11 protein-coding genes are annotated in these 12,151 nt (G+C 46.4%); 9 read left to right on the top strand and 2 right to left on the bottom strand.

Annotated features, from left to right (window positions below; all coding sequences use genetic code 11):
• Positions 1-195: 195 nt before the first annotated feature.
• Positions 196-585, top strand: a complete 390-nt coding sequence (locus tag DWW77_RS04155) for a metal-dependent transcriptional regulator (RefSeq protein WP_015526009.1) — start codon at positions 196-198, stop codon at positions 583-585.
• A 54-nt stretch (positions 586-639) separates the two neighbouring features.
• Here DWW77_RS04155 and DWW77_RS04150 read toward each other — a convergent pair whose 3' ends face one another.
• On the bottom strand, positions 640-1,599 hold the full coding sequence (locus DWW77_RS04150; RefSeq protein ID WP_173761128.1) for a DMT family transporter: 960 nt from the start codon (positions 1,597-1,599) through the stop codon (positions 640-642).
• A 124-nt stretch (positions 1,600-1,723) separates the two neighbouring features.
• A complete protein-coding gene (locus DWW77_RS04145) occupies positions 1,724-2,956 on the bottom strand; it encodes an argininosuccinate synthase (protein WP_015526007.1) in 1,233 nt (410 codons plus the stop codon).
• Positions 2,957-3,485: 529 nt separating this feature from the next.
• On the opposite strand from DWW77_RS04145, the gene argC reads away from it, so the two are divergent.
• The 8 genes from argC to DWW77_RS04105 all read left to right on the top strand — a co-directional run bounded on the left by argC (position 3,486) and on the right by DWW77_RS04105 (position 12,141).
• Positions 3,486-4,526 carry an N-acetyl-gamma-glutamyl-phosphate reductase gene (gene argC, locus DWW77_RS04140; RefSeq protein ID WP_015526006.1) on the top strand — a complete coding sequence of 347 codons (1,041 nt, stop codon included), beginning with the start codon at positions 3,486-3,488 and terminating at the stop codon, positions 4,524-4,526.
• A gap of 101 nt (positions 4,527-4,627) precedes the next feature.
• The gene (argJ, locus tag DWW77_RS04135) at positions 4,628-5,851 is read left to right on the top strand and encodes a bifunctional glutamate N-acetyltransferase/amino-acid acetyltransferase ArgJ (RefSeq protein WP_021650304.1); all 1,224 of its coding nucleotides are present in this window, start codon (positions 4,628-4,630) and stop codon (positions 5,849-5,851) included.
• Between the two features lie 621 nt (positions 5,852-6,472).
• Entirely contained in the window at positions 6,473-7,369 is an 897-nt protein-coding gene (argB, locus tag DWW77_RS04130; protein WP_022426393.1) for an acetylglutamate kinase, read from the top strand.
• The gene (locus DWW77_RS04125) at positions 7,356-8,546 is read left to right on the top strand and encodes an aspartate aminotransferase family protein (RefSeq protein WP_114002194.1); all 1,191 of its coding nucleotides are present in this window, start codon (positions 7,356-7,358) and stop codon (positions 8,544-8,546) included. Before argB ends, DWW77_RS04125 begins: the two co-directional genes overlap by 14 nt.
• Positions 8,547-8,846: 300 nt before the next feature.
• On the top strand, positions 8,847-10,286 hold the full coding sequence (locus tag DWW77_RS04120; RefSeq protein WP_118608100.1) for a sodium:proton antiporter: 1,440 nt from the start codon (positions 8,847-8,849) through the stop codon (positions 10,284-10,286).
• 15 nt (positions 10,287-10,301) lie between these two features.
• Positions 10,302-11,306 (top strand): cytidylate kinase-like family protein, encoded by a 1,005-nt coding sequence (locus DWW77_RS04115; RefSeq protein ID WP_022426396.1) that lies wholly within the window; start codon positions 10,302-10,304, stop codon positions 11,304-11,306.
• 300 nt (positions 11,307-11,606) lie between these two features.
• Entirely contained in the window at positions 11,607-11,819 is a 213-nt protein-coding gene (locus DWW77_RS04110) for a FeoA family protein (RefSeq protein WP_015525999.1), read from the top strand.
• A 103-nt stretch (positions 11,820-11,922) separates the two neighbouring features.
• A complete protein-coding gene (locus tag DWW77_RS04105) occupies positions 11,923-12,141 on the top strand; it encodes a FeoA family protein (protein WP_015525998.1) in 219 nt (72 codons plus the stop codon).
• The last annotated feature ends 10 nt before the right edge of the window (positions 12,142-12,151 follow it).

Raw genomic sequence — 12,151 nt, 5'->3', positions numbered from 1 at the left:
CAGATATATTGTTCAGCTACTATTATCGGGGAAATTATTTTTAATGTCAAGATAAACATGTGCGAAATGCTTGACACAACATCCTTTAAGCGGTATATTAAAAGTTAATATTCGCCTGTAGAACAGGGAAGGAATGGGATTCAGATCCCTTTAGAGGGTCTATATAGAGTTAAATTTTTGCAGGGAGGATTTTATATGGAAATCAGACAGTCAGCGGAGGATTATCTTGAGTCAATTCTGGTTTTATCCAAAAAAGGCGGAGGAGTTCGTTCTATTGATATTGCGACCAGACTTGGTGTTTCCAAGCCAAGCGTCAGTCACGCAATGAAGCTTCTTCGTGAGGATGGTTATATTGCCATGGACCGTTACGGTACCGTGACACTTCTGGAGAAGGGGGCGGAGATCGCCAATCAGATTTATGAGCGTCACATTGTTCTTGCCAGGATGCTGGAGGGACTTGGGGTTCCGGCAGAGATCGCAATGGAGGATGCCTGCAAGATGGAGCACGACATCAGTCAGGAGAGCTTTGAGAAGATCAAGGCACATTATAATAACTTCATTAAGAAAGAAGAAGCAGCAGAATAAGAAACATGCAGACAGGCAGCCGGAAGGTAAAATACCAAACCGGCTGCCTGTTTTTTATTTATTATCTTTTTCTTTTTCCGGCAGCTGTGCCAGGATGATGGCTGCAAACATGATGACACATCCAAGGAGCTCTTTTATGGAAAGCTTCTGATTCAGGAGCACCCAGCCTGCAAGCACGGAGATGCAGGATTCAAGAGAAAGGATCAGAGAAGCAACGGTGGGATTCACATTTTTCTGGCCTACGACCTGCAGGGTGTAGGCAACACCGCAGGACATCACACCGGCATACAGGATCGGCAGCCAGGCAGTAAGAATGGAAGAAATCTGCGGATGTTCCAGAATAAGTGCCGGGATCATGGACAGGATCCCGCAGACCAGAAACTGGATACAGGAAAGCTTTACACCGTCTGCCTTCGGGGAAAAATAGTCAATCACCAGAATGTGCAGGGAAAAGAGAAAAGCACATACCAGCACCAGAATATCTCCGAGGCCAATGGAAAATCCGTCTGTGATGCAGAGAAGATAAAGTCCGACCAGTGCCATGACAACGGCTGTCCATATAAAGGGACTGCATTTCTTTTTCAGGAAAATTCCGATGATCGGGACGATGACAATGTAACAGGCGGTGATGAAGCCGGCTTTTCCTACTGTTGTGTACTGGATACCAAACTGCTGGAAGCTGCTGGCAGCAAAAAGAGCAAATCCGCAGGCAATGCCGCCCAGCCACAGGTCACGGCTGTTATATGGCGTGGGGGATACAGCTTTTTCTGAAGGTGTTGACGAGGATTCCGGTATTGCGGAGTCTGTGGCAGCAGAGGATTTATTTCCGGAACGGTTCAGGATAAAGAGCACCGGAACCAGGACAGCGGCGCCGATCAGGGAACGGACGCCGTTGAAGGTGAAGGGGCCGACATATTCCATGCCCACACTCTGGGCAACAAAGGCGATTCCCCAGATCGTTGCGGCCAGAAGCAGGCAGAGAGAATTTTTCAGAGGCATTTTCTGTGAGTTCATGATAAAAAATCCTTTCGTTTATTAGGTATTATGTGATCAAAGCAGTATATAACAAAAGACCCCGGGGAACTTATATAGCTTCCCGGGGCATTCTTATGATCTGTCGGAACAATGTCCAACAAAATTAGTTCTGATTCTGGTTATTCTTAACTTCTGCAAGCTTCATGGCACGAACCTTCAGCGGCAGACCGAACAGAGTGATGAATCCGTCTGCATCATGATGATCATACATATCACCGGTTGTGAAGGAAGCAAGAGACTCATTGTAAAGGCTGTACGGAGAGGTTGTACCATTCTTGATGATGTTTCCTTTGTAAAGCTTGAATTTAACCTCACCGGTAACATATTTCTGAGTGGACTCAACAAATGCCTGGATAGCCTCACGGAGAGGTGTGTACCATTTTCCTTCGTAAACAACCTGTGCAAACTGGCTGCCAAGCTTTTTCTTGGCTTCCATTGTCTCACGGTCAAGGATCAGCTCCTCAAGCTGGTCATGTGCTGCCATCAGGATCGTTCCGCCAGGAGTTTCATAAACGCCACGGGATTTCATACCAACAACACGGTTCTCAACAATATCAACAATACCGATGCCGTTCTCACCGCCAAGCTTGTTCAGCTCTGTGATGATCTCGGAAACCTTCATTGCTTTTCCGTTGAGTGTTTTCGGAACACCCTGCTCGAATGTCATGGTGATCTCAGTTTCTTTATCCGGAGCCTTCTCAGGTGTTACACTTAATACAAGCATGTCATCATAGTTCGGAGCCTGGGATGGATCCTCAAGCTCAAGTCCCTCATGGCTGATGTGCCAGAGGTTTCTGTCACGGCTGTAGCTGTGGCTTGCATCAAATGGAAGAGTGATGCCATGAGCCTTACAGAACTCAATCTCATCTTCACGGGACTGCATGGTCCACAGATCTGTCATACGCCATGGAGCAATGATCTTGATGTCCGGAGCGAGAGCCTTGATGCCAAGTTCGAAACGGATCTGGTCATTTCCTTTACCGGTAGCACCGTGGCAGATAGCAACGGCACCCTCTTTACGTGCGATCTCAACCAGCTTCTTGGCAATGACCGGACGAGCCATGGAAGTTCCGAGAAGATAGGAATGCTCGTATACAGCACCAGCCTCTACACACGGCATGATGAAGTCATCGCAGAACTCATCGACGATATCCTCGATATATAATTTGGAAGCACCGGACATTTTTGCTCTCTCTTCAAGACCGTCCAGCTCGTTTCCCTGTCCGCAGTTTACACAGCAGCAGACAACGTCATAATCAAAGGTTTCTTTCAGCCACGGGATCAGGGCTGTGGTATCAAGACCACCGGAATACGCTAAAACAACTTTTTCTTTCATAATATATGTCCTCCTGGGATTTTTTTGATTTTGTATCGCTCCGGACATTTCCGGGACGGTGAATTTTTTTACGTTATCTGGAAAAAAATTATGCTGTTTTATAACTTTACCAGAGTGAATAAATATTCATGTACAACAAAACAAAATTTTCGGCTGTCCTGTCGACATGGCTTAATATACACCAGATTTTATAAATATGCAAGAGATAATTTGAAAAATATGAAAAAAATTTTGCATAAAAATACATCTAAAAGTAGGCGATATTATAATAAAATACAGGAAAAACAGAAAAGACCGTGAAAAATCAAAGAAAATGACTATTGCATAATATGCAGAGAAGATGTATAATCTATCCATTGATAAGATGGACATATGAGCTGGCAGTACAGACAGGTTTAAGATGTCCGTCTGACCTGTGCAGAAGATTCAGATATCAGAAGACATAAAAAAGAGGCATAAATAAGAATAGCAAGCGCTTCTGCAGGGTGTATTAAGCCGTAGAAAAAACGGCAGAGGAGGAATGTGAAAGATGATTAAAGCAGGAATTATCGGTGCGACAGGATACGCAGGAAATGAGATCGTAAGACTTCTTCTTGGACACAAGGACGTTGAAATCAAATGGTTCGGCTCCCGAAGCTACATAGATCAGCAGTATGCAGATATTTATCAGAATTTTTTCAGGCTGGTGGATGCCAAATGTATGGATGACAACATGGCTGCACTTGCAGATGAGGTGGATGTGATCTTTACCGCAACACCACAGGGCCTTTGTGCATCCCTTATTAATGAAGAAATCCTTTCCAAATGTAAGGTGATCGACTTAAGCGCAGATTTCCGTATTAAAGATGTGAAAAAATATGAGAAGTGGTACGGGATCGAGCATAAGGCTCCGCAGTTTATCGAGGAAGCTGTTTATGGCCTCTGCGAGATCAACCGTGAGGATATTAAGAATGCAAGGCTGATCGCCAACCCGGGATGCTATCCGACATGCTCCACACTGTCTATTTATCCGCTGTTAAAGGAAGGCCTCATTGATCCGAATACCATTATCATTGATGCCAAGTCCGGAACCTCCGGAGCAGGAAGAGGAGCCAAGGTTCCGAATCTCTACTGTGAGGTAAACGAGAGCATCAAAGCTTACGGTGTTGCCACACACAGACATACACCGGAGATCGAGGATCAGCTTGGATATGCATGCGGACAGGAAGTGATGATCAACTTTACCCCGCATCTTGTTCCGATGAACCGTGGAATCCTGGTAACAGCATATGCCTCCCTGACCAAGGATGTTACCTACGAGGAAGTAAAAGCAGCCTATGACAAATATTATAAAGACGAGTTCTTTGTACGTGTCCTGAACAAGGATGTATGCCCGCAGACAAGAAATGTAGAAGGCAGCAATTTTGTGGACGTGAACTTCAAGATCGATCCGAGAACAAAGAGAGTCATCATGATGGGCGCTATCGACAACCTGGTAAAGGGTGCAGCAGGACAGGCTGTTCAGAACATGAACCTGATGTTTGGATTTGACGAGAACGAAGGACTGAAACAGATCCCGATGTGCCCGTAAAACAGGCAGATCACAAATAAAATATGGGGGATGCCGAAGGACTTTAAACGAATGAACTGCGATATTCGATCTGGCATCACCATTGAGAGGAGATATATAATATGAAGATTATCGACGGCGGCGTTACAGCCGCAAAAGGTTTTAAGGCAGCGTCAACTGCAGCAGAGATCAAATATAAAGGCCGTACCGATATGGCCATGGTATTCAGTGAGGTTCCCTGTGTGGCTGCAGGAACCTTCACGACCAATGTGGTAAAAGCAGCTCCTGTAAGATGGGATCAGGACATTGTATACAATCACCCGGGTGCAAGAGCTGTGATCTGCAACAGCGGAATCGCCAACGCATGTACCGGTGAGGAAGGATTCGGCTATTGCAGGGAAACCGCCAAGGCAGCATCCGAAAGCCTTGGGATCCCGGAAGACAGCGTACTGGTAGCATCCACCGGTGTCATTGGAATGCAGCTTCCGATCGACCGTATCGCAAACGGAGTAAAAGCTATGGCACCGAAGCTTGAGGGAAGCCGCGAGGCAGGCCTTGAGGCAGCAAAAGCCATCATGACAACAGATACCGAGAAGAAAGAGGCAGCGGTAGAAATCGAGATCGGTGGAAAAACCGTAACGGTAGGCGGTATGTGCAAGGGCTCCGGAATGATCCACCCCAACATGTGCACAATGCTTGGATTTATCACCAGTGATGTGGATATCTCCAAGGAGCTTCTTCAGGAAGCACTCAGCGAGGATATCAAGGACACCTACAACATGGTATCCGTTGACGGAGATACCTCCACAAACGATACCGTCCTCCTCCTTGCAAACGGCCAGGCCGGCAATCCGAAGATCACAGAGAAAAACGCAGATTATGAAGAGTTCAAAAAAGCTCTTAACTACGTAAACACAACCCTTGCCAAAAAGATCGCAGGTGACGGAGAAGGCGCAACTGCACTCTTCGAGGTCAAGGTCATCGGCGCAGCCACCAAGGCAGAAGCCGTAACCTTAAGTAAATCCGTAGTAACCTCTTCCTTAACAAAGGCAGCCATCTACGGCCACGACGCAAACTGGGGAAGAATCCTCTGTGCCCTCGGCTACTCCGGCGTCCAGTTCGATCCGGAAAAGGTAGATCTCTACTTTGAGAGCAAAGCAGGAAAGATCAAGATCATTGAAAATGGAGTTTCTACAGGCTACAGCGAAGAGGAAGCAACTAAGATCCTCTCAGAAGAGGCAGTGACAGCCATCGCGGATATGAAGATGGGAGATGCATCCGCAACTGCGTGGGGATGCGACCTCACCTATGATTACATAAAGATCAATGCGGATTATCGTTCTTGATGTAAGAGCTTTGTAGAATGGTTTTTATGGTGGATTTTAGTTGTAGTTTTGTTTCAGTTTGTAAGCTGAGAAAACCCTTAGGGGGAGCGAGCTCAAAGTTGCGAAGCCCGCACGCTCCCCCTAAGAACCCCCTCCGTTGGGCACGCTTGGCTGTGGCATGTAGAACTTCAGTCGACGAAGACTGAGTGACGAACGTGAGAACCCGCAGTGCGGGAGCCCGGAAGTTGAGGCGTGTTGAACTTCAGTCGATGAAAACTGAGTGACGAACGTGAGGAACCTCAGAGCGGGAGCCCGGAAGTTATGTCGTGTTAAACGTCAGTCGCCGAAGGCATACTGACGAGCTGTTCGCCTTCGGCGAAAGCGCGTCGAAAGCGGCTGCCTACAGCAGCCTGTCCGCAGCAGGCGCTTTGCCCGCAACGCGGGCAACAGCCCGTTCCCCGTGGCCGGAGGGGAGGAGCGCGAGGAGGGGAAACGGCCTTCGGAACTCCGAGTGCCTCCCCTCCTCGCAAATCCCACAGCTGTCAGCTGAGACAAAATTATAATAAAAAAGAAATCCCTCCAACATACAACAACAAAACCTTTTTCAATCCATATCATTTTTCAAAAAAAGGAGACACCCACATGGTAAATCAGAAATATCTTGACAAAGCAGAGGTTCTCATAGAAGCCCTGCCATACATCCAGCGGTTCAACCGCAAGATCGTAGTCATCAAATACGGCGGAAGCGCCATGCTTGATGAAGAATTAAAGCGTAACGTCATCAAGGACGCAGTCCTTCTGAAATTAGTCGGTTTCAAACCGATCATTGTTCACGGCGGCGGCAAGGAAATCAGTCGCTGGGTCGGTAAAGTCGGCATGGAGCCGCATTTTGTAAACGGTCTCCGTGTAACGGACAAAGACACTATGGAGATCGCAGAGATGGTTCTTGCAAAAGTAAACAAGGAGCTTGTTACTCTGGTAGAATCTCTCGGCGTACAGGCTGTAGGTGTCAGCGGTAAGGACGGCGGTCTTCTCCAGTGCAAAAAGAAGCTTTCCAAAGGCGAAGACATCGGCTACGTAGGTGAAGTTACAAAGGTTAATCCGAAGATCCTTCATGATCTTCTGGAAAGAGATTTCCTTCCAATCGTATTCCCGATCGGCTTTGACGAAAATTTTGATTCCTACAATATCAATGCGGATGATGCAGCCTGTGCCATTGCAGAGGCAGTTGAGGCAGAGAAGCTTGCCTTCTTGTCCGACATTGAGGGCGTTTACAGGGATGCAGATGATCCCTCCACTCTGATCTCCGAGCTTCGTGTAGATGAGGCTGAGAATCTGATCTCAGATGGTACTGTGGGCGGCGGTATGATCCCGAAGCTGAAAAACTGTATCGACGCTATCGAGCATGGTGTAAACAGAGTTCATATCCTGGATGGAAGGATCCCGCACAGCTTACTGCTTGAGATCTTTACAAACAAAGGTATTGGTACTGCAATTTTAAAAGATGATGGGGAGAAATATTACAATGAGCATGAATGAACAGATGGAAGAATCTGAAGCCAGTATTCTTCATACATATAACCGTTTTCCGGTAGTTTTTGAAAAAGGCGATGGTTGTTACCTCTATGATTCCGAAGGAAAGGAATATCTGGATTTTGCGGCAGGTATCGCAGTAAATGCCCTGGGCTATCATTATCCGGGCTATGACGAAGCACTGAAATCCCAGATCGACAAGCTGATGCATATTTCCAACCTGTACTACAATGAGCCGATCATTGAGGCGGGTGCCAAACTTGTACAGGCAAGCCATATGGAAAAGGCCTTCTTCACAAACAGTGGTACAGAGGCCATTGAGGGTGCTCTGAAGGCTGCCAAGAAATATGCCTACGAAAGAGATGGCCATGCAGACCATGAGATCATTGCCATGAACCATTCCTTCCACGGCCGCAGCATCGGCGCTCTTTCCGTGACAGGCAATGCACATTACAGAGAACCCTTTGAGCCTCTGATGGGTGGGGTGAAATTTGCAGATTTCAATGATCTTGAGAGTGTAAAGGCTCAGATCACAGATAAGACCTGTGCCATCATCACCGAGACCGTACAGGGAGAAGGAGGTATTTATCCGGCTACAAAAGAGTTCCTGGAAGGCTTACGTAAGCTTTGTGATGAGAAGGATATCATCCTGATCCTGGACGAGATCCAGTGCGGTATGGGACGCACCGGACATTATTTTGCATGGCAGGCATATGGAGTACAGCCGGATATCATGACCTGTGCCAAAGCACTTGGCTGTGGAGTTCCGGTAGGTGCTTTTGTGCTGAACAAAAAAGCAGCTGCAGCTTCCCTGAAGCCAGGCGACCACGGAACCACTTACGGTGGAAATCCCTTCGTATGTGCAGCAGTCAGCAAGGTATTTGACATTTTTGAAAAAGATCAGATCCTTTCCCATGTGCAGGGACTTACTCCGTATTTTGAGGAGAAGCTGGACGAACTGGTTGCAAAGCATGACTGTGCGGAAACAAGAAGAGGCAAAGGCTTCATGCAGGGTATCGTGATCAAGGGACGTCCGGTAGGAGACGTGGTGAAAAAAGCTCTTGCAAAGGGTCTTCTGGTGATCTCAGCAGGAAGTGATGTTCTCCGCCTTGTTCCTCCTCTTGTGATCACAAAAGAGGATATCGACAAGATGGCAGAGATTCTTGACGAGTGTATGGAATAATAAAAAAATAACAGATACAAAAGCAGCAGTATTTTCCGGAAAGGTTAGTGTGCCGATGGAGAATACGGCTGCTTTTTTGTCAGAGAGAAAATGTATATAAATTATATAACAGATATAGAAAACAGTATCCGAAAATCTGGTCGTGTGTTTGAAAACAAACAAAAAATGCCATGACACACCGACAAAATGCACAAAAAAGAGAGAGGGTTCGAGTATAAATTGCACATCTACACAGTTGATTTTAGAACGCCATATGTTATAATTTCACTGGTAAAAAAATTTATGTGAGGGGTGAGAATTTTGAAAAAATTATTAACCGTCATGTGTACTTTTCTGACAGTATTTCTGGCATGTCCTGTGGGTGTATGGGCAGCCGGAAACGGTGGGACAGGATCTGGTGTGCCGGTGTGGCTTTGTATTCCTTTTGCGGGCCTTCTTCTGTGTGTTGCAGTGATGCCGCTGGTAAAGGGTGAGTGGTGGGAGTCACATCAGCCCGTTGTGGTTGCATTCTGGATCGTTCTTATGATCATTCCGTTTGCAGTTGTTTACGGTGCCGGAAAAACTGCGGAAACAGTACTTGAGTGCGTGATCAATGACTATCTTACATTTATCATCCTGTTATTCGGACTGTTCTGTGTATCCGGTAACATTACAGTTGAGGGTGATTTTGCGGGTTCGCCAAGAGTAAATGTAGGACTTCTTGCACTGGGAACCCTGCTTTCCAGCTGTATCGGAACTACCGGAGCCAGCATGCTGATGGTCCGTCCGGTGATCAAAATGAATTCCTGGAGAAAGAGAAAGGGTCATATCATGATCTTTTTCATCTTTATGGTATCCAACATGGGTGGCTGCCTGACACCGATCGGTGATCCGCCGCTTCTGATGGGCTTCATGCGAGGAGTTCCGTTTTTCTGGAGCCTTCATCTTTTTCCGGTACTGATCTTTAATATGGTAATCCTTCTGTTTGTGTTCTATCATCTGGATATGCGCTCTTACAAGAAGGATATCTCAGAGGGACGTAAACCGGATATCAGCAAACCGGGTACCGAGTTTAAGATCGAGGGTCTTCATAATATCATCTTCCTTGTGATGATCGTTGTGGGTGTTATCTTAAGCGGAATGCTTCCCGGTATGCCTGCATTTCAGGATGCGGCCGGAAATGTAAAGGGCCTTCATATTTTTGGTGAGGTTACTTTAAGCCTCCCGTCGATCATTGAGATCGTCCTGATCCTGGCAGCTGCATTTCTGTCCTTTAAAACAACAGATAAAAGGATCCGTGTGCGGAACCATTTTACCTGGGGTGCGATCAAGGAGGTTGCAGTACTTTTCATCGGTATTTTTATCACCATGCAGCCGGCCCTGATGCTTCTGAAAGCAGTAGGACCGAATCTTGGTATCACCGAGCCGTACCAGATGTTCTGGGCGACCGGAGCTTTGTCCAGCTTCCTGGATAATACACCGACCTATCTGGTATTTCTGACAACAGCGGGAACTCTCGGATTTACAAACGGAATCGCAACAACGCTGGGAACGGTTCCTGTAAAGCTTCTTTCTGCGATTTCCTGCGGTGCTGTATTTATGGGCGCCAATACATATATCGGCAATGCTCCGAACTTTATGGTCAAGACACTTTCTGACGAAAATGGTATCAACATGCCGTCCTTCTTCGGATACATGGCATGGTCCATTTGTTTCCTGGTACCGGTGTTCATCATCGATATGCTGGTATTCTTTTTATAAGGGAGGAGGATCAATATGCAGGATAATAACATTCGAGAGAAATGCAGAGAGCTTGCCACCAGACTTTATGAACTGGATGGCGAGGTTTATGAAAGCGTAGGATCTTCCCTTGGACGTACCTTCACCGGTGACAGAGAAGGCACTATCCGGAACTTAAGTGCTCTGATGTATACCAAACCGGACGGACATCTTCTTCGAAGCGAGATGGCACTGATCAGCAACATGGCCAGGACCATCAAGGATAAAGAAGAAAAAAGCCGTCTCATGAAGAAATATGATGAGATCTTTCAGGAGATCCTGACGCTGCCGGAGACTTTTGTTGCTACGGATATCATGGATAAGGAACGTGTGGCGCTGAATCATATGATCAAGCGCAGGGAAAAAATCTCTGAGAATGACCATCTGGTCATCTGCATCAGCCGTACACAGGGAAGTGCCGGTAATGATATCGGTTTCGGACTGGCAGACAAGCTTCGGATCAACTATTATGATGTGGAGATCTTTGATCAGGTATTAAGGCGCCTTGAGGCGGAAAAGGGCGCGGTCAACGATGCGGAATATTTTGCGGATTTCAATAAATATGAGAAGAAGCATAAATTTGATCCCAAGGGCTGGTTCCGGGAATTCAACCGTTACCATGGTCTTCCGAAACAGGATGCGGTATTCTTTAACATGAGTGACCTGATCTGCGATCTGGCCTCAAAAGAGGACTGCATCATTATGGGAAGGTGTGCGGATGCGATCCTCAAGAACAACCACATTCCGCATATCAGTCTGTTTATCACAGCTCCTTTTGCTATCCGTGTGCAGCATGTTATGGATGTACGGAAGATGAATATGAAGCAGGCAGTCCGTTTCCTGAAGAAGATGGACAGCCAGCACAGACGGTATTACAATTTTTACGGCGGAGCTCAGTGGGGCAAGCCGGATAACTACGATCTTTGTATCAACAGTGCAAGCTACGGAATCAATGAAACGGAGAATCTGATCCTGAAGCTTTTGAATGATCAGATCCACTAAGAGATAAAAATATGAGCAGCACGGAAGAAAGAAAAAGTTCCGGAAGGGGTTTTTAGCTTAACAGGCTGCAAACAGAAAAAGAATCAGAACAGAGTTCCTGCATTCTGAGGTAACCTTCTGCCAGACAGAAATACCTCAGAATGCAGGAACTTTTTTATATGTTGTTTATAAAAACTTAATCTTGATTAACTTTTTTCATTTAGGGGATTGACATTCGAAAAAACTTAGTATAAACTAACCTATGAGTTAGGGCTGACTAATTAGACTGAGTTAATTAATAGAAAGAAACGGAGGGATTCCATGCAGCCGATTTTATTTTTACAGTCAGGTGATACTGGCACGATCAAGCGTATTTCCGGAGCGGAGGATACAAGAAGATTTCTTGCAGGCCTTGGTTTTGTTGAGAATGCGGAAGTGACAGTTATTTCTCAGTTTGACGGCAATCTGATCGTAAATGTCAAGGATTCCAGAGTAGCAGTCAATAAGGAAATGGCCAGACACATTATGGTGTGACCGGACTGTGCGGCAGTGACCGGTAGTGGATTTGCCCCAAACTGCGGAAGGCGCAGTTGAGGATAGATTAGGAATTGGAATATGAACAGGGAGGAAAAGAGAAATGACTTTACGTGATGCAGCAGTAGGTTCTACAGTAGTTGTTTCCAAGATCACCGGCGACCCGGCTTACAAGCGTCGTATCATGGATATGGGAATCACAAAAGGCAGCGAGGTTTATATCCGAAAGGTAGCTCCTCTTGGAGATCCGGTTGAGATCACCATCAGAGGTTATGAGCTTTCCCTGCGTAAGCATGACGCAGCATGTGTGGAAGTAAAGTAAATACGCTTCG

The sequence above is a fragment of the Ruminococcus sp. AF17-12 genome, from assembly GCF_003479245.1.
GTDB classification, from domain to species: Bacteria; Bacillota; Clostridia; order Lachnospirales; family Lachnospiraceae; genus Blautia_A; species Blautia_A fusiformis.
The sequence above is the reverse complement of the archived record's forward strand: the minus strand, read 5'-3'. Positions and strand labels throughout refer to the sequence as shown.